Annotated in this window: 23 protein-coding genes, 1 tRNA gene and 1 riboswitch; of the genes, 21 read left to right on the top strand and 3 right to left on the bottom strand. The window is 62.9% G+C overall.

Annotation, left to right across the window (positions count from 1 at the left end; all coding sequences use genetic code 11):
* The first annotated feature begins 90 nt into the window (after positions 1-90).
* From cobT to LBW87_RS00995, 3 genes are read left to right on the top strand one after another with little or no spacing between them, the layout of a single operon-like run.
* The gene (gene cobT / locus LBW87_RS01005) at positions 91-1125 is read left to right on the top strand and encodes a nicotinate-nucleotide--dimethylbenzimidazole phosphoribosyltransferase (protein ID WP_225199572.1); all 1035 of its coding nucleotides are present in this window, start codon (positions 91-93) and stop codon (positions 1123-1125) included.
* A complete protein-coding gene (locus LBW87_RS01000) occupies positions 1118-1945 on the top strand; it encodes an adenosylcobinamide-GDP ribazoletransferase (protein ID WP_225199571.1) in 828 nt (275 codons plus the stop codon). Before cobT ends, LBW87_RS01000 begins: the two co-directional genes overlap by 8 nt.
* A 4-nt stretch (positions 1946-1949) precedes the next feature.
* On the top strand, positions 1950-2591 hold the full coding sequence (locus tag LBW87_RS00995) for a histidine phosphatase family protein (protein WP_225199570.1): 642 nt from the start codon (positions 1950-1952) through the stop codon (positions 2589-2591).
* Here LBW87_RS00995 and LBW87_RS00990 read toward each other — a convergent pair.
* Positions 2588-3247: a response regulator transcription factor gene (locus tag LBW87_RS00990; RefSeq protein WP_225199569.1), complete on the bottom strand. Its 660-nt coding sequence runs from the start codon at positions 3245-3247 to the stop codon at positions 2588-2590. The genes LBW87_RS00995 and LBW87_RS00990 overlap by 4 nt on opposite strands.
* A complete protein-coding gene (locus LBW87_RS00985) occupies positions 3240-4628 on the bottom strand; it encodes a cache domain-containing protein (protein WP_225199568.1) in 1389 nt (462 codons plus the stop codon). The genes LBW87_RS00990 and LBW87_RS00985 overlap by 8 nt, the downstream gene beginning before the upstream one ends.
* A gap of 428 nt (positions 4629-5056) precedes the next feature.
* Here LBW87_RS00985 and LBW87_RS00980 point away from each other — a divergent pair, with 428 nt between their 5' ends.
* The 8 genes from LBW87_RS00980 to LBW87_RS00945 all read left to right on the top strand — a co-directional run bounded on the left by LBW87_RS00980 (position 5057) and on the right by LBW87_RS00945 (position 11777).
* Positions 5057-5440, top strand: a complete 384-nt coding sequence (locus LBW87_RS00980) for a response regulator (RefSeq protein ID WP_225199567.1) — start codon at positions 5057-5059, stop codon at positions 5438-5440.
* Positions 5437-6054, top strand: coding sequence for a chemotaxis protein CheX (locus LBW87_RS00975; RefSeq protein ID WP_225199566.1), 618 nt, complete (start codon positions 5437-5439; stop codon positions 6052-6054). Before LBW87_RS00980 ends, LBW87_RS00975 begins: the two co-directional genes overlap by 4 nt.
* Positions 6051-7019, top strand: coding sequence for a sensor domain-containing diguanylate cyclase (locus LBW87_RS00970; RefSeq protein WP_225199565.1), 969 nt, complete (start codon positions 6051-6053; stop codon positions 7017-7019). Before LBW87_RS00975 ends, LBW87_RS00970 begins: the two co-directional genes overlap by 4 nt.
* Positions 7020-7264: 245 nt before the next feature.
* A complete protein-coding gene (locus LBW87_RS00965) occupies positions 7265-7657 on the top strand; it encodes a hypothetical protein (RefSeq protein WP_225199564.1) in 393 nt (130 codons plus the stop codon).
* 139 nt (positions 7658-7796) lie between these two features.
* Positions 7797-8672: a protease HtpX gene (gene htpX / locus LBW87_RS00960; RefSeq protein ID WP_225199563.1), complete on the top strand. Its 876-nt coding sequence runs from the start codon at positions 7797-7799 to the stop codon at positions 8670-8672.
* Between the two features lie 127 nt (positions 8673-8799).
* A complete protein-coding gene (ybaL, locus tag LBW87_RS00955; protein ID WP_225199562.1) occupies positions 8800-10449 on the top strand; it encodes a YbaL family putative K(+) efflux transporter in 1650 nt (549 codons plus the stop codon).
* A gap of 82 nt (positions 10450-10531) precedes the next feature.
* Positions 10532-10694: riboswitch (FMN riboswitch) on the top strand.
* Positions 10695-10774: 80 nt separating this feature from the next.
* Complete coding sequence (locus LBW87_RS00950) at positions 10775-11290, top strand: 6,7-dimethyl-8-ribityllumazine synthase (RefSeq protein ID WP_225199561.1); 516 nt, start codon at positions 10775-10777, stop codon at positions 11288-11290.
* Positions 11291-11456: 166 nt separating this feature from the next.
* The gene (locus tag LBW87_RS00945; RefSeq protein ID WP_225199560.1) at positions 11457-11777 is read left to right on the top strand and encodes a hypothetical protein; all 321 of its coding nucleotides are present in this window, start codon (positions 11457-11459) and stop codon (positions 11775-11777) included.
* 92 nt (positions 11778-11869) lie between these two features.
* Here LBW87_RS00945 and LBW87_RS00940 read toward each other — a convergent pair whose 3' ends face one another.
* Positions 11870-12433: a DUF2242 domain-containing protein gene (locus tag LBW87_RS00940; protein ID WP_225199559.1), complete on the bottom strand. Its 564-nt coding sequence runs from the start codon at positions 12431-12433 to the stop codon at positions 11870-11872.
* 159 nt (positions 12434-12592) lie between these two features.
* On the opposite strand from LBW87_RS00940, the gene LBW87_RS00935 reads away from it, so the two are divergent.
* The 10 genes from LBW87_RS00935 (at position 12593) to LBW87_RS00890 (ending at position 21058) form a co-directional block, all read left to right on the top strand.
* The gene (locus tag LBW87_RS00935; RefSeq protein WP_225199558.1) at positions 12593-13645 is read left to right on the top strand and encodes an NAD(P)H-dependent flavin oxidoreductase; all 1053 of its coding nucleotides are present in this window, start codon (positions 12593-12595) and stop codon (positions 13643-13645) included.
* A 196-nt stretch (positions 13646-13841) separates the two neighbouring features.
* A complete protein-coding gene (locus tag LBW87_RS00930) occupies positions 13842-14063 on the top strand; it encodes a hypothetical protein (RefSeq protein ID WP_040501777.1) in 222 nt (73 codons plus the stop codon).
* 120 nt (positions 14064-14183) lie between these two features.
* Positions 14184-15452 (top strand): SpoIIE family protein phosphatase, encoded by a 1269-nt coding sequence (locus LBW87_RS00925; protein ID WP_225199557.1) that lies wholly within the window; start codon positions 14184-14186, stop codon positions 15450-15452.
* Positions 15449-16009: a SiaB family protein kinase gene (locus LBW87_RS00920; protein WP_225199556.1), complete on the top strand. Its 561-nt coding sequence runs from the start codon at positions 15449-15451 to the stop codon at positions 16007-16009. The genes LBW87_RS00925 and LBW87_RS00920 overlap by 4 nt, the downstream gene beginning before the upstream one ends.
* Before the next feature lie 47 nt (positions 16010-16056).
* Positions 16057-16446: a DUF1987 domain-containing protein gene (locus LBW87_RS00915; protein WP_225199555.1), complete on the top strand. Its 390-nt coding sequence runs from the start codon at positions 16057-16059 to the stop codon at positions 16444-16446.
* Positions 16446-17156 carry a GGDEF domain-containing protein gene (locus tag LBW87_RS00910; protein ID WP_225199554.1) on the top strand — a complete coding sequence of 237 codons (711 nt, stop codon included), beginning with the start codon at positions 16446-16448 and terminating at the stop codon, positions 17154-17156. Before LBW87_RS00915 ends, LBW87_RS00910 begins: the two co-directional genes overlap by 1 nt.
* Positions 17157-17269: 113 nt before the next feature.
* A tRNA-Leu gene (locus tag LBW87_RS00905) sits at positions 17270-17362 on the top strand.
* Between the two features lie 160 nt (positions 17363-17522).
* Positions 17523-18389 (top strand): alpha/beta fold hydrolase, encoded by an 867-nt coding sequence (locus LBW87_RS00900; RefSeq protein ID WP_225199553.1) that lies wholly within the window; start codon positions 17523-17525, stop codon positions 18387-18389.
* A gap of 61 nt (positions 18390-18450) precedes the next feature.
* On the top strand, positions 18451-18801 hold the full coding sequence (locus LBW87_RS00895; RefSeq protein ID WP_225199552.1) for a RidA family protein: 351 nt from the start codon (positions 18451-18453) through the stop codon (positions 18799-18801).
* A gap of 4 nt (positions 18802-18805) precedes the next feature.
* Positions 18806-21058 (top strand): RelA/SpoT family protein, encoded by a 2253-nt coding sequence (locus tag LBW87_RS00890; protein WP_225199551.1) that lies wholly within the window; start codon positions 18806-18808, stop codon positions 21056-21058.

Genomic DNA, 21058 nt, shown 5'->3' with positions numbered 1-21058 from the left:
TTTGCCGAGAGCCTCGTTCGAGGCTCTTTTTACGTCCGATAACTTATACTGTGCGCTGTTGCGACCAAGTCGTGCCCAGCCCGGTATTCCATGCAGATTCCAACCATCACCTCCACCCGCAACGATGCACTCGCTGTGCGGCTGGATCTTCTCATCGACGACAAGACCAAGCCGCGCGGCAGTCTCGGCGTGCTCGAGGCCCTGGCGCGCCAGCTCGGCCTGATCCAGGCGAGTGAGCAGCCTGCGGTGCGGCAGCCGGCCATCGTGGTGTGCGCCGGTGACCATGGCGTGACCGCAGAAGGCATCTCGGCCTATCCGCAAAGCGTGACCTGGCAGATGGTCGAGAACTTCCTGGCCGGTGGCGCGGCGATCAACGTCTTTGCGCGCCAGCACGATTGCGCCTTGCGTATCGTCGACGCCGGCGTAAACCATGACTTCGGCCAGCGCCCTGGCCTGGTCGATCGCAAGGTCGCGTCCGGCACCCGCAATTTCTGTCATGAGCCGGCCATGAGCCGCGCCCAATGCGAACAGGCCATGCAGCACGGCATGGCGCTGGTGGAGTCGCTCGACGGCAATGTGCTGGGCTTCGGCGAAATGGGGATTGGCAATACGACTGCTGCGGCCGCATTGATGGCCGTCTTCACCGGCATCGACGTGGGCGATTGCGTCGGCGCCGGCACCGGACTGGATGCCCAAGGCATCGAGCACAAGCGGCTGACGATCGAGCGCGCCATCGCGCTTCATCGCGACGCCACCGATCCGCTGGCCCGCCTGGCCGCCTTCGGCGGCTTCGAGATCGCTTTCATCGTCGGCGCCATGCTACGTGCCGCAGAGCAGCGTCGGGTGCTGGTCATCGATGGTTTCATCGTCACGTCGGCCTTGCTGGTGGCGAGCGCCTTGCAGCCGGCGCTGCTCGACTACTGCGTCTTTTCGCACTGTTCCGACGAGGCTGGACACCGCCGCATGCTCGATCATCTTGGCGCGCGCGCGTTGATGCAGCTCGACCTGCGCCTGGGCGAGGGCACCGGCAGCGCATTGGCCTTGCCGCTGTTGCGTTCGGCGACCGCTTTCCTGGCCGAGATGGCGACCTTCTCATCGGCCAGCGTGAGCCAGCGTCATGACTGATCGTCCCGATCCGGCAGCCACGCCCGGGCGGAGCGGTATCCTGCATCAGGTGCGCTTGTTCTTCATTGCACTGCAATTCTTCACCCGGCTGCCGATACCACGGGCAGTCGGGTTTCATCCCGACTGGCTGCAGCAATCGACCCGCTATTTTCCGGCGGTGGGCTGGATCGTGGCGTGGGCGACGGCATTGGTCTACGTGCTGGCGGTGCAGTTCTGGCCACAGGCGGTGGCGGTGGTGCTGTCGACGGCGGCCGGCATCTGGCTCACCGGCGCTTTTCACGAGGATGGTTTCGCCGATGTCTGCGATGGCCTGGGCGGTGGCGCCACCCGCGAACGCGCACTCGAGATCATGCGTGATTCGCGCCTGGGCGCCTATGGCGTGATCGGCATCGTGCTGCTGCTGGCGACCAAGATCGTCAGCCTCAATGCCATGCTGCCGTGGCAATTGCTGGCGGCGCTGGGCATGGCGCATCCGCTATCGCGCTGGTTGGCCACCTGCCTGATCTGGCGTCTGCAGTACGTGCGTCAGGAAGGGCGGGCCAAGCCGATGGCGCAGCACATGCGCACCGGTGAATTCATGCTGGCGACATGCTTTGCCGTGGTGCCGGTGGCGCTCTGCATCTTCCTGGGGCTGATGTCATGGCAGCGCATCGTGGCGGGCGTGGCATGCGCGGCGCTGGCGGCGGCCTGGCTGGCGCGCGTGTTCGTGCGACGCCTGGGCGGGTATACCGGCGACTGCCTGGGCGCGGTCCAGCAATTGAGTGAAGCCGCTTTTTACCTGGGGGCACTGGCATCCGCGCCCGGGTTCATGGAAAACTGAATAAATGAATCTCCACCTGGTGCGCCATCCGGCGCCAATCCTCGACAAGAGTTACTGTTACGGCCGCAGCGACATCGCCGTGGCGCCGCAGACCCTGGCATTGTGCTGTGAGCGGGTCAGTCAGATGCTGCCGTCGCCGCTCCTGCTGTGGAGCAGTCCGCTGCAGCGCTGCGCCGACCTGGCGCTGGCCCTGGCGCAGAAACTGGAGGTGGCCGAGGTCACGCTCGACGCCGACCTGCAAGAGATGGACTTCGGCAGCTGGGAGCTGCGCGCCTGGGACGACATCGCCTGGGACGAGGTCGAGGCATGGAATCGCGACCTGCTGCATCACGCCCCCGGTGGCGGCGAGACGCTGCTGGCCATGGCGGCCCGGGTGTGGCGCAGCTTCGACGCCTTGCGCGCCCTGGCGGCCGACGACTGCGCGGTGATCTGCCATGGCGGTTCGATCCGCTTGCTGCGCGCTTGCGCTGCCTGGCATGCCGAGCATGAGTCCGATGCCGCGAACACCTCTGCCACGCCTGCCACACCGGACGCGCATGCACTCGAATCGATTGCCTTGCGGGCGCTGGCCGACAAGCGCGACGTGGCCTTTGGCGAAGTCATCACGCTGGCCCTGGGGCCGCGCGTTAGTGTGTTGATGCGTTAGCCGCGGCCTTCCAGGCGCTGCCATTCCACGGCGAACTTGATCAGTTCAGCCTGGCCATCGATGGCCAGCTTGCGCTTGATGTTGAGGCGATGGGTTTCTACCGTGCGCACGCTGAGGTCGAGTTCGCGGGCGATCTGCTTGTTGGATTCGCCGTTGGCAATATGCTTGAGCACCTCGCGCTCGCGCAGCGTGAGCAGATCGGGTTGGGGCAGGGGGCCGCCGAGCCGGCCGGCCAGGGCCGCACTGTAGTAGATGCCGCCACGGCGCACCGTTTCGATGGCCTGCACGATATCCTCGCTGGGCGCATCCTTGAGGACATAGCCGCGGGCGCCGGCCCGGATCGACTGGATCACATACTCGCTCTTGTCATGCATCGACAGGATCAACACCGCAATTTCAGGATACTGGCTATGCAGCGTCGCGGTCAGTTCGATGCCGTTGACGCCGCGCATGTTGATATCCATCAGCGCCAGATCGATCAGTTGGCTGGCGGCCAGTTGCAGGGCCTCCCCGGCGCTGCTGGCTTCGGCCACGATCTGCAGGCCCGGCACGGCTTCCAGGCGAGCACGCAGGCCATCGCGCACCAGCGGATGATCGTCCACCAGCATGACACGGGTGACCATGGTCGCGGCCGACGGTGTGTGCGGTTCAGGCATGCGACAGCGAATAGGACGGATGGTGCGGGATCACCGCGATCACCTTGGTGCCGGCAGCGGAAGAGTCGAGCGAAAGCTGGCCGCCCACGGCCTCGACCCGCTCCTGCATGTTGCTCAGCCCGATGCCGCGACGTGGATGCTGGCACACCTGCGCCAGGTCGAAGCCCCGGCCATCATCTTCAACCTGCAGCATCACAAAGGTTTTGGCCCCCAGCAGGCGCACCACGATGCGACTTGCCTGCGCATGCCGCGCCACGTTGGTCAGCGCCTCCTGCGCGATCCGGAACAGCACCGTGTTGGCGACGTCGGTCAGCGACGCCAGATCGCCCTCGGATTCGAACACCAGCTCCGCGCCGTCGCTCTCGCCGCTGGTGGTTCGCCATTCGCCGCACAGGTGCTCGATGGCGGCGGCCAGCCCCAGGTCATCCAGGATCGCCGGGCGCAGGGCATGCGAGATGCGCCGCACCTCGGCCAGCACATCGTTGATCTGGCTGGCGGTCTTGTGAAACGTTGCGCGCGCGGCCACCGCCTGTTCCGGCGAGCCCTTGATGCGGATCAGGGCGGCCTCGATCTGCAACTTGATCGAGACCAGCCACTGGCTGATGCCATCGTGCAGGTCGCGCGACAGGCGCGCCCGTTCTTCTTCCTGCGAACGCACCACGCGCTGCGCCAGATGGCGCAACTTGGCGTCGGCTGCGCGCTGCTCGGAAAAATTCAGCAGCAGGCCGGCCAGCGCCACCATCAATGCACTCAGTACGGCAATGGCGGCGATCAGCAGCATGGTGCGATGCAGGTGGCCCGATACCTGCTGGTCGATGTCGGCCAGCGCCAGCTCGATGTCGTCCAGGTAGAGCCCGGAGCCGACCACCCATCCCCAGCGCGGCAGGCCATCGACGTAGCCCATCTTGGGCGCCACGCTCCGGCTGGAAGGCTTTTGCCAGTTGTAGTGCACGAAGCCGCCCCCCTGGTTGGAGCGGTTGATCAAGAGTTGCACGGTGAGCGTGCCATTGCTGTCGTGCCAGTCCCACATCTCGCTGCCCACCAGTTCCGGCTGGCGCGGATGCATGATGTTGCGGCCGTTCTGATCATAGATGAAGAAGTAGCCATCGCCGCTGAACTCGAGGTCGGCCAGGATCTGCTGCGCCTCGTTCTTGATCGCCGCATCGGTGCGGCCGGTGTCGTACAGATGGCGGATCGCATGCAGGGCGAGGTCGACGTAGTGCTTGAGTTCGGCGTTCTTGCTGGCGACGTAGGCCGCCTCGATGGCAGCGCGTTGCTGCTGACCGAGTTCGGCTGCCTGCTGGCGCACCACGACCGTGATCGCGGCCAGGGCCAACGACAGCGGTGCGACGGCCAGGAAGATGATTTTGTGACGGAGCATCGGTGCTTGAATCGAGGAAGGATTTTTCATATTCGATGAAAACCCGGCCTCTTAGCAATGCCTGCTCCGACCCGCCAGTGCACCCGATGCGCGCAGGTTGTCGGCCCGTCCACCGGCAAAACCCGGGTGGGGGCTGACCGTGTGCGTAGTGCTACGTAGTCGGACTGCGTAATATTGCGCACCTTGCGCGACGCTTTGACAACTGTTACTAGCGGCTTTTTCTCGAAGTTGTATGAGACCGTTTTGACATGTTTGCGCCTGGTCGGGACTGTTCATGCATGCCTGGCGGCAATGCACATAGGGAAAAGCCTCATACGATCAATGATAATTTTTTATTACTATTTGATCGAACGCATCGGCAAGCGTCGGGGCGCTTAGTAAAATAGTGTAAAAACGACAACGTGTCGCAGGGATTCCAGGGAACGGCAATGAAGATAGCAGCAGCGGCAAGGACAGTACTGATCGTGGACGACAGCAAGGTTTCGCGCATGGTGATCAAGGCGCATATCCTGGCGGCGCATCCCGACTGGCAGGTGGTTGAGGTGGGCACCGGCGAAGACGCCATCGCCGCCGTCGCCAGCGCCGTGCCTGACTTCTGTACCATGGACATCAACATGCCCGGCATGCTCGGCACCGATGCCGCCGCTGCCATCCTGCAATCGCATCCGCAGGTGCGCATTGCGATCTTCTCGGCCAATATCCAGGAAAGCGTGCAATCGCGAGTCCAGCAAATGGGCGCGGTCTTCGTCGCCAAGCCGGTGACCGAGAAGTCCATCGCCCAGGCGCTGCATCATTTCGTGGGGGCGCCGTGACCAGACTTTCCGACATCGAGCTCGATGGGCTGACCGAGATCTTCAACGTCGGCGCGGGACGCGCCGCGCTCAGCCTGTCGGAAATCGTCGGCGACGAAGTGCGGCTGTCGGTGCCGTCGGTCGAAGTGCTGCGCACGCGTGAAATCGACGAGCGTGTGCTGGCGCTGGGCAATGCCCGCTTTGCCGCCGTCAGCCAGGTATTCGACGGTCCGTTCGACGCCGAGGCGGTGCTGCTGTTTACCGAAGCGCATGCGCTGGAGATCGTGCGCGACATGATGGGTTCGCAGATGCGCCTGGAAGACCTGGCCGAATTCGAGCAGGAGGCCATGTGCGAACTGGGCAACATCATTCTCAATGCCTGCCTGTCGGCCATGGCGGACATGCTGGGCATCACCCTCAACAGCTCGCTGCCGGACTATGTGGTGTCGTCGCCGCAAGAGATATCGATGCGGCTGTCGGCCGGCGAGAGCGACGAAACCTATGTCCTGGTGCTGCATATCGACCTGATGATCGAGAAGCACCAGACCCAGGGGCATTTGATCTTCCTGCTCAGTTCGACGTCGCTGAACCGGCTGGTGGAGCATATCCAGCGCTACCTGAGCAGCATCCTATGAGTCCCGTCATGCCAGGCCGGGTCAGCGCACAAGAGGTGTTCAACAACTTGCACCTCGGCCTGATCGCGCTCGACCGCGACTTCAACATCCTGTTGTGGAATGAGTGGATGGAGCGCCACAGCGCAGTGCCGGCCGAACTGGCCCTGCAGTCCAATTTCGTGTCGCTGTTCAACCAGCAGTTGACGCCCGGTTTCCTGCGCGCGCTCAGCAATACGGTCAGCTATGGCTTGCCGGCGATGTTGTCGAGCGCCTTGCACCGTTCGCCGCTGCCGCTGTATCCGAGTGTGGCCGCCGCCGCCGGCGAACCGCCGGCGCGGATGGTGCAATCGGTGGTGATGACGCCTCTGCGCGGCCACGATGGCAGCCGTTCCTGCCTGATCCAGGTGAGCGACGCCAGCAACTCGGTCAAGCGCGAGAAGATGCTCATGTCGCATTCCGAGGCGCTGCGCCGGCAGGTGGTCACCGATGGCTTGACCGGCGTCAACAATCGCCGTTTCTTCGACGAGAACTTTGCGCTGGTGCTGCAGCAGGCCCGGCGCAATCGCAGCCCGCTGTCGCTGTTCATGATCGACATCGACTTTTTCAAGCAATACAACGACCACTATGGTCACGGCGCCGGCGATCGTGTGCTCAAGCGCGTGGCGGAAGCCCTCAAAGGCGAGCTGACTATCCCCGGCGGGGTGTTCGCCCGCTACGGCGGTGAAGAATTCATCATGGTGGCCAATGGAATGGACGCCGCCCAGGCCAGCAGCTTTGCCGAGCGGCTGCGCGGCTGCGTGAGCGCGCTGCAAGAGCCGCATGCCAAGTCGCTGATCGATCGTCACATGACCATCAGTATCGGGGTGTGCACGCGCGGCGAAGAACTGGAAGACGACGCCGACGGTCGCAGCCTCATGGCCAGCGCCGATGCCGCGCTGTATCGCGCCAAGTTGGGTGGACGCAACAAGGTGATCGCCACCGACTGAGGCGTGCTTTTCGCGCCGGCCTGAGCAAATTCCGAGCAATTTATTGGAAACCCTTTGCCCGCGAGGCTGTCCGACCAGGCAATCAGGCTTATCAACAGACTTGTTCACATTTTTTGTGAATAACTTTCCGCATGCCAAACGGCTGTAATCCGATCAGGTGCGTATAATATCGGGCTTGCCAAACAAGCTGCGCCCGGCCTGGCCACGGTTTACGCCAATTTTTTTCGATTTCTTGCCCATCATCAATGCGACGACTGCTGCTATTGCTGTTGACCTTCCTGTTGCCGCTGCAATTGCTGGCGGCAACGGTGGGCGACGTCTCGGCGCAGCGTGTCCATGATGAGGCATTGCAGGCCTGCACCGGTTCGGCATCGTCCGCACACGCGCTGCAGGGCGTTACCAAGCAGGGGACACTTTCGCTGCAGGCATTCGCTGCCGATACGCCGGCCAGCCCGCAGCCGGGCGACGATGACGAACCCGATGCGCCCGGTGTGCAAGCCGATTGCGAAGATCACACCTTGCCCGCCGTTCTTGCCACCCCACACGTTTCCTGGCATCCCTTCCCGCATGCCTTTGCAGCACCGCTCAACTGGCCGTCGTTTGATCGCGACCAGTTGCGTCCCCCCCCGCTAGCCTGATCCGGTCGTATCGCGATTGATGCCGTCGGCCCCGTGTCGCCGGCGCAATCCTTGCGGCCAGCCCCCCCCATTGCAGTTGCCTCGTCCTGCGCCATCCCGTGTTTGGGGGCGCGCTCAAGCTATTCCACAGGAAAAACCCATGAAACGCATCGTTCTGTTCCTTTTCACCAACCTGGCGGTCATGCTGGTGCTGAGTTTCACCGCCAGCCTGCTGGGCGTGAACCGCTACCTGACCGCCAACGGTCTCAACTTCGGCATGCTGCTGGTATTTTGCGCATTGATGGGGTTTGGCGGTTCGTTCATCTCGCTGTTCATGTCCAAGACCATCGCCAAATGGTCGACCGGCGCGCGCGTGATCGAGCAGCCCCAGAACTCCACCGAGTTGTGGTTGATCAATACCGTGCATACGCTGGCCACCCGGGCCCAGTTGCCGATGCCGGAAGTCGCGGTCTATGACGGCCCGCCGAACGCCTTCGCCACCGGCGCCAGCAAGAGCAACTCGCTGGTGGCGGTATCCACCGGGCTGTTGCAGGGCATGACCAAGGAAGAAGTCGAGGCGGTGCTGGCCCACGAGGTGGCCCACATCGCCAATGGCGACATGGTCACGCTCACGCTGATCCAGGGCGTCGTCAACACCTTCGTCATGTTCATCGCCCGCGTGGTCGGCTACTTCGTCGACTCGGCGCTGCGCCGCAACAGCGAGCAGAGCGGTCCCGGCATCGGCTACATGGTGACCGTGGTGGTGTGCGAGATCGTGTTCGGCATCCTGGCCAGCGTCATCGTCATGTACTTCTCGCGCCAGCGTGAATACCGCGCCGACGCCGGCGCGGCTGCGTTGATGGGCTCCAACCTGCCGATGATCAACGCACTGCGCCGCCTGGGTGGACTGGAGCCTGATGGCCTGCCGCAGAATCTGCAGGCTTCCGGTATTTCGGGGCGCCAGTCGTGGATGGGACTGTTTTCCAGCCATCCGCCGCTGGAAACCCGTATCGCTGCGTTGCAGGCGCGCCGCTGATCGGCGCGGCCGCTCCGGGGCGCGCGTGCTAACCTTGCGGTGCCGCGCCCTGGCGCTGGTCGTGTTTTCCGGCTCCACCAGTCATTCCAATACGCCAATCATCCATCTGAAAAAGGAACACTGACTGATGCCCCATCACACTCCCCTGATCGCTACCATCGTAGGCGGCCTCGTGCTGGCCTTCATCTTCGGCACGCTGGCGCACCGGCTTAAGATGCCGCCACTGATCGGCTACCTGCTGGCCGGCATTGCCATCGGCCCGTTCACGCCGGGCTTCGTCGGCGACGCCGACCTGGCCCAGGAACTGGCCGAGATCGGCGTCATCCTGCTGATGTTCGGGGTGGGCCTGCACTTCTCGCTCAAGGACTTGCTGTCGGTCAAGACCATCGCCATTCCCGGTGCGGTGGTGCAGATCACCATCGCCACCTTGCTCGGCATGGGATTGGGATGGGCGCTGGGCTGGCCGATGGGGGAGGGCTTCCTGTTCGGCCTGGCGCTGTCGGTGGCCAGTACCGTGGTGCTGCTGACGGCCTTGCAGGAGCGGCGCCTGGTCGAAACCAAGCGTGGACGCATTGCGGTCGGCTGGCTGATCGTCGAAGACATCGCCATGGTGCTGGCGCTGGTGCTGATTCCGGCGTTGTCTGGCGTGCTGGGCGGCAAGGGTGAGGCGATGACCGGCAGCGCACTGATGGTGACGCTGGGCATCACGCTGGGCAAGGTGGTGGCGTTCGTGGCGGTGATGCTGATCGTCGGGCGGCGGGTCATTCCCTGGATTCTCGAGCGCATTGCCGATACCGGTTCGCGTGAGCTGTTTCGTCTGGCGGTGCTGGCCATTGCGCTGGGTTTCGCGCTGGGGTCGGCCTATGTGTTCGGGGTGTCGTTTGCGCTCGGTGCTTTCTTCGCCGGCATGATCCTGTCCGAGTCCGAGCTGAGCCACCGTGCCGCCGAAGAGTCGCTGCCCTTGCGCGACGCCTTCGCGGTGCTGTTCTTCGTATCGGTGGGCATGCTGTTCGACCCCTCGGTGCTGGTGCGCGAACCCTTGCTGGTGCTGGCGACGGTGTTCATCATCGTGGTCGGCAAGTCGCTCGCGGCCTACTTCATCGTTCGCCTGTTCGGCCATCCGATGTCGACGGCATTGACGATCTCGGCCAGCCTGGCGCAGATTGGCGAATTCTCGTTCATCCTGGCCACCCTGGGCTTGTCGCTCGACCTGCTGTCGCCGGTGGCGCGTGACCTGATCCTGGGCGGCGCGATCCTGTCGATCCTGATCAATCCCTTGCTGTTTTCGATGCTGGACCGCCTCAAGCCGGTGATCGAAAAGCGTGAAGGCAATGAGGCGCCGGTCGAGGCGATCCAGCAACCGGTCGAGATGAACGACCACGTGGTGCTGGTGGGCTATGGTCGCGTAGGTCGCGCCATCGGTTCGCAACTGCGCGCCCAGGGTACGCCCTTCGTGGTGATCGAAGCACAACTGGAAAGTGTGGAAGCCTTGCGTGCCGAAGGCATCACGGCGCTCTACGGCAACGCCGCCCAGGCCGGGGTGTTGACGGCCGCTGGCATCGAACGCGCGCGCTGGATGCTGGTGGCGATTCCCGATGCGTTCGAAGCGGGCCAGATGGTCGAGCGCGCCCGCGCCGCCAATGCCCAGCTGCGGGTGGCCGCGCGCGCGCATTCGGATGCCGAGGTCGAACACCTCGAAAAGCACGGCGCCAACGAAGTGATCATGGGCGAGCGGGAAATCGCGCGCGGCATGCTGGGCCTGGTGGCGGCGGCCTGAATCCGGACTGCTGTGCTGTCCTGCAGCATCGCGATGATCATGATAAAGTCCTGCCTGCCGCCTCGGGCTATCCCCGGCGCGGCAGTGTTCTCGGGGCGGGGTGTAATTCCCCACCGGCGGTAATCAGGCGCTTGATGGCCTGTAGCCCGCGAGCGTTCGTGTTACCGATGCTGTCGGTCACGAAGTCAGCAGACCCGGTGTGATCCCGGGGCCGACGGTCATAGTCCGGATGAAAGAGAACGGGATGGCTGTCGATGTGCGCTGCGTGCGCATGCGGCCGCGCATTCCCACGCCCTGTTTATTGATCAAACAGGAGTCCTGAACCATGTCGCAGTCGCACCTTTCCGCAGTCAATTCCAACCCGACCAAACGCATTGCCTTCGTCCAGGCCAGCTGGCACAAGGACATCGTCGACCAATGCCGTATCGCCTTCACCGACGAAATGGCCAAGCTCGGCTGGCCGCTCGAGAGCATCGATTTCTTCGAGCTGCCGGGCGCCTACGAGATCCCGCTGCACGCCAAGGTGCTGGCCCAGACCGGCAAGTACGCCGGCGTGGTCGCCAGCGGCCTGGTCGTCGATGGCGGCATCTATCGCCACGATTTCGTGGCCCAGGCGGTGATCACCGGCCTGATGCAGGTCCAGCTCGAGACCGGCGTGCCGGTGTTTTCGGCGGTGTTGACGCCGCATCATTTCCATTCACATGGCGAACACCACGAGTTTTTCCACGCGCATTTCCTGGTCAAGGGGCGCGAAGCGGCACACGCCTGCGCCAGCACGATCGCCAAGCTCGACGCAGTGCGCGCCGGCGACACCTCGCGCCCGGCGCTGAACGCGGCTTAAGCAGTAATGCGGGAGGCGACAAAATGCCTCCCGCGGCATCAGAACTGTCGGTCATATCTTGATGTTTGTGAACATTTGCTTACAAACATTACGGTTTCTCTCTAGCTGACACCCACCTGACAGGCCTATATTCACGACATCTTTCGTTGCTTCATAAGGAGCCATCGTGAAAAAGTCGATAACCATGATTGCAGGCATGTTCGCCATTGCCGCCGCCGGTCTGGCCAGTGTGCCGGCCATGGCGCAGGTGTCGGTCGGGGTGAACATCGGCGTGCCGGTCTACCGGGCTCCGCAACCGGTCTACGTGCAGCCGGCCCCGGTCTATGCGCCGCCGCCGGTCTATGTGCGCCCGGCGCCCGTTTATTACGGCCCGCCACCGGTGTATTACGGTCGTCCGGCGCCGGTGTACTACGAGCGAGGGCACTATCGCGGTCATCGCCATGGGCATCGTCCGCCGCCACCCGGTCCGTATTGGGGGCATCGCTGATCGGCCAGTGGCCTGACCTGGCGTGACAGCATCAATAGCAATGGCGGCCTCGGCCGCCATTGTCGTTTGCCGCCGCTGGCCGCGACTGATGTCTATTTCTTGATGGGGGCGTCGGCGTCGTCTTCGGTATCGACGATGAGATAGCGTTCCGATGCGCCGAAGAAACGGTCATAGAAATCGCCCGAGCGAATGGTTTCGCTGGTCACGCGCACCAGCGAATCGTCGCTGGAAGTGAAGGGCATCGACACCGAACCCAGCACGCCGACCCCGACGCTGGCCGATTGCCCGGTCTTTTTCAGGGCAAAGCCATCCTGCGTGGCGCTGACGAACATGGTCGAGCTCTTGCCATTGCCGTTGGACGCGCACACCACATGAAACGAGATTTCCATGTGCTTGTCGGCGCTGGGCTGGAAGCTCTTGTTGCCATCGAGCGTGTTGGCGGTGCTCTTGTTGATGATGTAGCCCTGGCCCAGCAAGGCGCGGCGCGCCGCTTCGCATACCGCTTTTTCGCTGCCCGGGAAACTGCGCGAGAACGCACTGGTGTCAGTGAATTCTTCCTGATGGTAGAACGCGGCGCGGTTGTTCGCGCAGCCGGCAAGCGTCAAGGCGGTCAGGCACAGCAGGGCAGTGGGGGTAAAAAAACGCGGGCGCGACATGCAGCATTCTCCGACGACAGATTCTGGTGGCCTGAATTGTAAGGGATTCGCCAGCGCCGGGCTGGAAAGGCTTGGTAAATATCGGTAACGCAGGGCCTCAACGAGCGTTTGCCATGCCTGCTATGCTAACGGGATCGATCCAACCGAGCCCTCGACATCATGACCACATTGCAAGCCCTGTTAGGCATAGAACATCCCTTGATCCAGGCGCCGCTGGCCGGCGTGCAAGACCATGGTTTGGCCGCTGCGGTGTCCAACGCCGGCGCGCTCGGCTCGTTGCCCTGTGCCATGCTGGCCGCGCCTGCGTTGCAGAGTGAACTGGAAAAACTGCAGGCCGCCACCGACCGGCCCTATAACGTCAATTTCTTCGCCCACACCAATCCGGTTCCCGACCCGTCTCGCGAGGCCGCCTGGCGCCAGGCGCTGGCACCTTACTACGCCCAGTTCGATATCGACCCGGCCAGCATCGGCGCCGGACCGGGACGGCAGCCTTTCAGTGCCGAGTCGGCCGAGCTGCTGGCCCGTTTCAAGCCAAAGGTGGTCAGTTTTCATTTCGGCCTGCCGGCGCCTGAAGCGATGCAACGCATTCGTGACTGGGGCGGACGCATCATTGCCTCGGCCACCACCGTGGCCGAAGCGCGCTGGCTGGCCGAGCGCAGCGTCGATGCGGTCATCGCCCAGGGCGTCGAGGCCGGTGGTCATCGGGGCATCTTCCTGAGCGACGACCTCACCACGCAGGTAGGCCTGTTTTCGTTATTGCCGCAGATCGTGCAGGCGGTATCGGTGCCGGTGATCGCCGCCGGCGGCATCGCCGACGCCAATGGCGTGGCCGCCGCGATGGCGCTCGGCGCGGCCGGGGTGCAGGTGGGAACGGCTTACATGCTGTGCCCGGAGGCCACCACCAGCGCCGTACACCGTGCAGCGCTCAAGAGCGAAGGCGCGGTGCATACAGCGCTGACCAATCTGTTTACCGGTCGCCCGGCACGCGGCATCGTCAATCGTGTCATCCGGGAGCTGGGTCCCATTAGTGCAGCGGCGCCAGCGTTCCCCTTGGCGACGGCCGCCATTGCACCGCTGCGCGCCAAGGCCGAGGCGCAGGGCAGTGGTGAATTCACTTCGCTATGGGCCGGCCAGAATGTGAGTGGTTGCCGCGAAATCGCTGCCGCCGAACTGACAGCGACTTTGCTTGAAGGGCTGTATCGACACCGCTGATTGTCAGCATTGAAAGAGTATTTATCAATGAGCGGGAATTGCCGGGCGAGCGGCATTGCGTAGTGCAAAATCGCTTGTGCAATTGCCGCGCTGTAAGTAATGTTCAAGTTTTTCAAGGTATCGTTTTCCATCAGGACGATCGTGAGCCCATGCGAGGAGCCGCAGGGTTCCAATAAATGGTTTGTTGAAGATGGCAATGGATAAAAATCAGAAAGTCGAGCTGGAGCGTATCCAGCGGGAGCTGGTCGAAGCCCATAACCGGGCAGCGTGGCAGATGGCTGCCACCATCATCAAGGCGTCGCTGGTGAAGGACGGCATGGATCAACCGCCTACTGCGGCCGAACTGGCCGACCTCAACGCCACCATCACCAACCTGCGCAGCGTCGCCGAAGACGCACTGGAACTGCTCAAGCGCTGACATGCCGCGCACCTGCGCCCTGGCGTCACACCTCTCATGGCTACGGCCGCGTCACATTGTTGTCATACGGGTTGCATACAATCCGCGACTGATCAAAATCATGACGCGGGTACGAGCACGGTGAACAGCCCTTTCAGTCTTGCCCCGACCAGGGGCTCCCACATCTACCAGCCAACTGCCGGCAACCTGGCGGTCAGTGTTCCCGTCGTCCCGTTCGACGAGAACAATGCGCGGGTGCTGGAGATATTCGGGCAGCATCGCGAGCTGGTGAGCCTGCCCGTGGTCGAGCAGGATCGTCCGATCGGATTGATCAGCCGGCATATCTTCATGTCGCAGATGTCCAAGCCGTATCACCGCGAACTGTACGAACGCAAGAGCTGCATCGCCTTCATGGACAAGGATCCGCTGATCGTCGATGTCGGCACCCCCATCGAAACGCTGGGTGCGCTGGCGGTGGCCTCCGGTGACAAGACCCTGGCCGACGGTTTCCTGATCGTGGAAGAAGGGCGTCTTGCCGGATTGGGGTCCGGCCTGGCGCTGATGCGCGAACTGGTGAGCCTGCAGGTCGAGAAGAACCGGCAGGTGATGCAGAGCATCGATTACGCCAGCGTGATCCAGCGCGCCATGCTGAGCACTTCGCGCAGCGCGATGTCGGCGGCGCTGGCCGACGCTTGCCTGGTATGGGAGCCGCGCGATGTCGTCGGCGGCGACTTCTATCATTTCGAGCAGCACGCCGATGGTTGGTTCGCCGCCGTTGCCGACTGCACCGGGCATGGCGTGCCGGGTGCCTTCCTGACCCTGATCGCCTCGTCCTGCCTGAAGCAGGCCATCGAGCAATGCGGGCCGCGCGATCCGGCGCGACTGATGGGCGAAGTCAATCGCGCCATGAAGCGGGTGCTGGGACAGCACGCCGGCGCCGACAAGCCTTCCGAATCCGACGATGGCATGGATGCCTGTTTCTTCTGGTACCAGGCCGAGACCCGCAGCCTGACCACGGCCAATGCCAAGATGTCGCTGTTCGTGCTCGAGCCCGGACAGGACAATGTACAAACGGTCGATGGCGAGCGCGTCGGCCTGGGCTATGTCGACACCACCGATGACATGACCTGGAGCAGCCGCACCATCGCATTGGCGCAGGACGCCATGATCGTGGTGTGCAGCGACGGCGTTATCGACCAGATCGGCGGCCCCAAGCACATCGCGTTCGGCAAGCAGCGCCTGCGCCAGGCGTTGCTGGCCCATCGTGCACTGCCGATGGCCGAGCTGGGGCGCGAGGTCATGGCAGCGTATTCGACTTACCAGGCGCAGCAGCGTCGTCGTGACGACGTCACGTTTTTTGGATGCCGTGTGGAGTCGACCTCCACTGGCCAAAGCGAGCAATCAAGATGAGCGGCATTGAACAGGAATGGGCCGATTTCCATAGCTACGTGGAGCGGCGCGACGTGATCTTCTATTACGTCGGTTATTTTTCTCAGAGCATCATTGCGGCCATGGCCGACGCCGTCAAGCTGCGCGTGGAGCAGACCGGCGCGGTGGCGCAGACGCGTCGCAAGCTGTTTTCGTCCTTCATCGAAATGGCCCAGAACATCGTGCATTACTCGGCCGATTCGTACCAGAAGGAAGGGCAGGGCGAGACTTCGATGCGCCACGGCGCGGTGTTCATCTCGCACACCGATGATCGTTATTACCTGCATTGCGCCAATCCGGTCAATGCCGAGATTGCCGAACGCCTGCGCGCCAAACTGGCGCATCTGCGTTCGCTGACGATGGATGAAATCAAGTCGGCCTACAAGGAAACCCTGCGCTCGGAGACGCCGGCCGACAGCAAGGGCGCCGGGTTGGGGCTGCTGACGATGGCGCGGGACGCAAGCGCGCCGCTTGATTTCGAGTTTTCGGCACCGGGCACGGATGGCAGTTCGATGTTCTATCTGCGCGCCACCATTTAAAAGAAAGGGCTTACCATGCAGGCCCGTCTAGCTTTCTGATCGAGTCTATGGATAACTTATTTATCGCCGCCAGTGCCAGTTCTCCCGAGGTCGATTTTCGCTTCGAAGAACGGATTCTCTCGCTCAAGGGTGAGTCATACCCCGAGAACGCCGCGCAGTTCTGGGGCGACATCATCTCGACCTTGCGCGCCTTCCTGGCGCAGGATGAAGTGGCGTCACCCATTACGGTCAACGTGGCATTGGCCTATTTCAACAGTTCCAGCACCAAGATGCTGTTTTCGTTGTTCGACGCGCTCAACGAAAAAGCCGAAGCCGGTACCGAAGTGATTCTCAACTGGTATCACGACGAAGAAGACGACACCATCTTCGAGTTCGGCCAGGAGTTGAAGGAAGACTTTGCCGACCTGGTGTTTCATGACCATGCGGTAACCAGCTGATGAGCGACGTCGACCTCTTCGAAGCTGAAGCTGCCGCGCTGGCGCGGGCCAGTCAGGTGCTTGACAGCCCGGCCGCTGACGTCGTGCACTATCGCGATGCGCTTGAGCAACTGGTGCAGAATTACGGTCAACTGATGCGTCAGAGCCGCCGCCTGATTTCGCGCAGCGACCGCACCGAGCGCGAACTCAATGCGCTCAATGCGCGGCTGCAGCAGTTGAGCGACGAGCTGGACTACAAGGCGCGCCACGACAATCTGACCGGCGCCCTTAATCGCGGTGCGGTGTTTGATTCGGCGCGCAGCATACTCGAAGAGTCGGCGCTGTCGTTGATCGTGCTCGACATCGATTTCTTCAAGCGCATCAACGACGAGTTTGGCCATCCCGCCGGCGACGCCGTGATTCGCGAACTGGTCCAGCGACTGCGCCAGGGCTTGCAGGGTGAAGGCTTGATCGGTCGCGTCGGTGGCGAGGAATTCTCGGTGCTGCTGGCCGACATGCCGCTGGAAGCGGCGGTGCAGGCTGCAGAAAACATCCGCCAGGTCATCATCGGCGAACCCTTCGCATGCTTGCCGATGCACCCGGTAACGGCCAGCTTCGGCGTCTCATGGAGCGCCGCAGGAGGTGACTTCGAAAGCGCCTATGCGCGCGCCGACGAAGGGCTTTATCGCGCCAAGCGGGGCGGTCGCAATCGGGTGGAGGGCAATGGCTGAGGTGTGACGGCCATGGCTGACGCCAACGCATTGCCCTCAGAAAAATTGCGTGACCCTTCTGCGCTCGCTGCTATAATGCGATCCGCTTTCGGCAGCCATGCCGGAACCCACTGGCCTGAGTGGTGAAATTGGTAGACACAGCGGACTTAAAATCCGCCGCTTACCTGGAAAGGGGCGTACCGGTTCGATTCCGGTCTCAGGCACCAGCACTAATTAAAGAAGTCAATCCACTCTCCGGCGATCGGCCTGTTGCCGCGTCGCTGCGATCTGAATCAAGGTTGCGCCACCCCCATCAATGCTGCAGTCTCGCCAAGGCTCCCTGGCAGAGTAAAATACCGTCTTCATCCACCACCAAGAGCGGCGACCATGACGGAAGCGGTAGTGAAGACGGTGCAATGCATTTCTCCCGCCGGGCTGCACAGCATGGCCTACAAGGAATGGGGCGATCCGCGCAATCCTAATGTGCTGGTGTGCGTGCACGGGGTAACCCGGGTGTCGGACGACTTCGACCGGCTGGCGCGCGAGCTCTGCGATACCTATCGGGTGGTGTGTCCGGACATCGTCGGCCGTGGCCGCTCGGGGCGCCTGTTGAACCCGCAGTTCTATACCATTCCGCAATACGTCAGCGACATGGTCACCCTGCTGGCCAGGCTCGATGCCGAACTGGTCGACTGGTTCGGTACTTCCATGGGCGGGCTGATCGGGATGGTGCTGGCGTCGATGCCCGAGAACCCGATCCACAAGCTGGTGCTCAACGATATCGGTCCGTCCATCAATGGCGCCGCGCTGGCGCGTATCGGCGACTACATCGGTCAGGACGTGCGCTTCGATACCTTCGACGAGGCGGCCCAGTACATCCGCACCATCTCGGCCAGCTTTGGTCAGCACAGCGACGAAGAGTGGCACAAGCTGGCCGCCGATGTGCTGCGCCAGAACGCGCAGGGCCAGTGGATCCGGCATTACGACCTGGCGCTGGCGCTGCCCTTCAAGCTGTCTACGCCCGAGGCGGCCAGCGCCGGCGAGCAGATGCTGTGGGCCGCTTACGATGCGTTGCGCTGTCCGACCCTGCTGGTGCGCGGCGCGCAGTCCGACCTGCTGCTGCCGGAGACCGCGCAGCAGATGACCCAGCGCGGGCCGCGCGCCACGCTGGTGGAATTGCCCGACGTCGGGCATGCGCCCACCTTCATGCACGCGCCCCAGATCGAGGTGGCGAAGAAGTTCCTGCTGGGTTGAGAAACCGTTATTTTTATTAGTGCCGATTGCTTCGGCCTCATCACGAAACAAGGGAAACATCATGTCAGTACAACGTCTGCACGTCGGCAAGCGCCTCTCCGAAGTGGCGATCCATAACGGTACGGTCTATCTGGCCGGCCAGATCGCCGAAGACACCACGCAGAACATCGAAGGCCAGACCCGTGAGGTGCTGGGGCATGTCGATCGCCTGCTGGCCGAGGCCGGCAGCGACAAGAGCCGGATCCTGTCGTGCCAGATCTATCTGTCCGACGTCAAGGACTTCGCCGGCATGAATACGGTCTGGGATAGCTGGGTGGCCGATGGCAATGCGCCGCCGCGTGCCACTGTCGAATCCAAGCTGGCCCGTCCGGAGCTGCTGGTCGAGATTATCATCGTCGCGGCCCAGAAGTAAGCCCATGGTTTCGGTAGCAGGCACCCAGGGCGAAGGCCTGGCCGCATTGACCGCCGGTCTTGGCAGCGCCGAGGCCGAGCGCCTCGAGAAGGCGCTGGCCGAGCTCGAGCCGTTGTATGCCGAGCGGCAGATTCCGTCCGGACAGAACGCGCTGCAGTTCGTGCTGTCGGTCGTGACGGTACTGACGGCACTCAATGTCGATGTCGAGACTCGCCTGGCGGGCTTGCTGTTCGAGCTCAAGATGATTCACCCCGAGTTCGACGAGCAACTCGAGGAGCGCTTCGGAAAAGAGACTGCCGACCTGGTCGGTGGCGTGCGCCAGTTGATGCGCTTTCACAGCCTGACCTTCCAGGCGCCGCAGCAAGAAGTATTGCGCGGCAAGCACGCCGCCCAGCAGGCCGCGTCGCAGGTCGAGACATTGCGCAAGATGCTGCTGGCGATGGCTTCCGACATGCGGGTGGTCCTGGTGCGCCTGGCGTCGCGGGTGGCGACGCTGCGTTACTTCGCCGAAACCAAGCAGGAGAATGACGCCAGTCGCCAATATGCGCGCGAGACCTTCGAGCTGTATGCGCCGTTGGCCAATCGCCTGGGGATCTGGCAACTGAAGTGGGAGCTGGAAGACCTGTCGTTCCGCTTCCAGGAGCCGGCCACCTACAAGCGCATCGCCAAGATGCTCGAAGAGAAACGTCTCGAGCGTGAACAGTTCGTGGCCGACGCCATCACGCGCTTGCGCTCGGAGCTGGCGGCGCTCGACATCCGGGCTGAAGTCAGCGGCCGGCCGAAGCACATCTACAGTATCTGGAACAAGATGCGCGGCAAGTCGCTCGACTTTTCCGAGCTCTATGACGTGCGCGCTTTCCGGGTGATCGTGGGCGACGTCAAGACCTGCTACACGGTGCTGGGCATCGTGCATGACATCTGGACCCCGATTCCCGAAGAGTTCGACGACTATATATCGCGTCCCAAGGCCAACGGCTACCAGTCGCTGCATACGGTGGTGATGGCCGAGGACGGTCGCGCCATCGAAGTGCAGGTGCGCACGCACGAGATGCATTATTTCGCCGAATACGGCGTGGCCGCGCACTGGCGCTACAAGGAAAGCGGCGGCTCCAATTTTGCCGCCCAGAAGTACGACGAAAAGATTGCCTGGCTGCGCCAGCTGCTGGCATGGAAGACCGAAGTCACCGACGCCGTGGTCGACGAGGGCGAGGTGCGACGCGACCTGGCCGAAAAACTCAAGGCCGCCGCGCTGGACGAGCGCATCTATGTGCTCACCCCGCAGGCGCGGGTGATCGAATTGCCCAGCGGCGCCACGCCGATCGATTTTGCGTATCACCTGCACAGCGATGTCGGTCATCGCTGCCGCGGCGCGCGGGTGGATGGCGTGATGGTGCCGCTCAATACCCCACTCAAGAATGGCCAGACGGTCGACATCATCACCGTCAAGAGCGGCCCCGGGGTAGGGCCTTCGCGCGACTGGCTCAGCCCTGGCTACGCCACCAGCAGCCGGACCCGCTCCAAGGTGCGCGCCTGGTTCAACGCCATCGAGCAGCAGGAAACCCTCTCGGTCGGCCGCGGCCTGCTTGAAAAGACCTTGCAGCGCGAGGGCAAGACCGCCGTCAATCTGGAAGAGCTGGCCCAGAAACTGGGCTTTGGCAAGGTCGACGATCTTTGCCTGTCGCTGGGCAAGGACGAATTCAGCCTGCGCCATGTCGAACAGGCGCTGCATGATGCCGAAGCCAGGAAGCCCGAGGTCGACGACGAGGCGGCGATTACCCGCAAGAGTCGCGCCTCCAGTATTGTGCAGGGGGCCAAGTCAGGCGTGCTGGTGGTGGGCACCGACGGTTTGCTGACGCAACTGGCGCGCTGCTGCAAGCCGGCGCCGCCGGATGTGATTGCCGGTTTCGTCACGCGCGGCAAGGGCGTCTCGATTCATCGCATGAATTGCAAGAACTTTGCCGAGATGAGTGCGCAGGCGCCGGAGCGGATCATTCAGACCACCTGGGGTTCGCCGGCGCGCGATACGGTCTATCCGGTCGATATTTTTGTGCTGGCCAGCGATCGACAGGGGCTGCTGCGCGATATTTCTGATATCTTCTTGCGCGACAAGATCAACGTGATTGGTGTGAGCACGCAAAGTGCAAAGGGCCATGCGCGCATGGCCTTCACCGCCGAGATCGGTTCGACCGAACAACTGCAGAAAGCATTGACGGTTATTCGTGATGTGAAGGGCGTGATCGAGGCCAAGCGGCAGTAA

Source organism: Herbaspirillum sp. alder98, assembly GCF_020179755.1.
GTDB lineage: Bacteria > Pseudomonadota > Gammaproteobacteria > Burkholderiales > Burkholderiaceae_D > Herbaspirillum.
The sequence above is the reverse complement of the archived record's forward strand: the minus strand, read 5'-3'. Positions and strand labels throughout refer to the sequence as shown.

Excerpts from the sequence above, each read along its gene's own strand:
- cobT (WP_225199572.1), top strand. The coding sequence starts at position 91 with ATGCAGATTCCAACCATCACCTCCACCCGCAACGATGCACTCGCTGTG.
- LBW87_RS01000 (WP_225199571.1), top strand. The coding sequence starts at position 1,118 with ATGACTGATCGTCCCGATCCGGCAGCCACGCCCGGGCGGAGCGGTATC.
- LBW87_RS00995 (WP_225199570.1), top strand. The coding sequence starts at position 1,950 with ATGAATCTCCACCTGGTGCGCCATCCGGCGCCAATCCTCGACAAGAGT.
- LBW87_RS00990 (WP_225199569.1), bottom strand. The coding sequence starts at position 3,247 with ATGCCTGAACCGCACACACCGTCGGCCGCGACCATGGTCACCCGTGTC.
- LBW87_RS00985 (WP_225199568.1), bottom strand. The coding sequence starts at position 4,628 with ATGCTCCGTCACAAAATCATCTTCCTGGCCGTCGCACCGCTGTCGTTG.
- LBW87_RS00980 (WP_225199567.1), top strand. The coding sequence starts at position 5,057 with ATGAAGATAGCAGCAGCGGCAAGGACAGTACTGATCGTGGACGACAGC.
- LBW87_RS00970 (WP_225199565.1), top strand. The coding sequence starts at position 6,051 with ATGAGTCCCGTCATGCCAGGCCGGGTCAGCGCACAAGAGGTGTTCAAC.
- LBW87_RS00965 (WP_225199564.1), top strand. The coding sequence starts at position 7,265 with ATGCGACGACTGCTGCTATTGCTGTTGACCTTCCTGTTGCCGCTGCAA.
- htpX (WP_225199563.1), top strand. The coding sequence starts at position 7,797 with ATGAAACGCATCGTTCTGTTCCTTTTCACCAACCTGGCGGTCATGCTG.
- ybaL (WP_225199562.1), top strand. The coding sequence starts at position 8,800 with ATGCCCCATCACACTCCCCTGATCGCTACCATCGTAGGCGGCCTCGTG.
- LBW87_RS00950 (WP_225199561.1), top strand. The coding sequence starts at position 10,775 with ATGTCGCAGTCGCACCTTTCCGCAGTCAATTCCAACCCGACCAAACGC.
- LBW87_RS00940 (WP_225199559.1), bottom strand. The coding sequence starts at position 12,433 with ATGTCGCGCCCGCGTTTTTTTACCCCCACTGCCCTGCTGTGCCTGACC.
- LBW87_RS00935 (WP_225199558.1), top strand. The coding sequence starts at position 12,593 with ATGACCACATTGCAAGCCCTGTTAGGCATAGAACATCCCTTGATCCAG.
- LBW87_RS00930 (WP_040501777.1), top strand. The coding sequence starts at position 13,842 with ATGGATAAAAATCAGAAAGTCGAGCTGGAGCGTATCCAGCGGGAGCTG.
- LBW87_RS00920 (WP_225199556.1), top strand. The coding sequence starts at position 15,449 with ATGAGCGGCATTGAACAGGAATGGGCCGATTTCCATAGCTACGTGGAG.
- LBW87_RS00915 (WP_225199555.1), top strand. The coding sequence starts at position 16,057 with ATGGATAACTTATTTATCGCCGCCAGTGCCAGTTCTCCCGAGGTCGAT.
- LBW87_RS00910 (WP_225199554.1), top strand. The coding sequence starts at position 16,446 with ATGAGCGACGTCGACCTCTTCGAAGCTGAAGCTGCCGCGCTGGCGCGG.
- LBW87_RS00900 (WP_225199553.1), top strand. The coding sequence starts at position 17,523 with ATGACGGAAGCGGTAGTGAAGACGGTGCAATGCATTTCTCCCGCCGGG.
- LBW87_RS00895 (WP_225199552.1), top strand. The coding sequence starts at position 18,451 with ATGTCAGTACAACGTCTGCACGTCGGCAAGCGCCTCTCCGAAGTGGCG.
- LBW87_RS00890 (WP_225199551.1), top strand. The coding sequence starts at position 18,806 with ATGGTTTCGGTAGCAGGCACCCAGGGCGAAGGCCTGGCCGCATTGACC.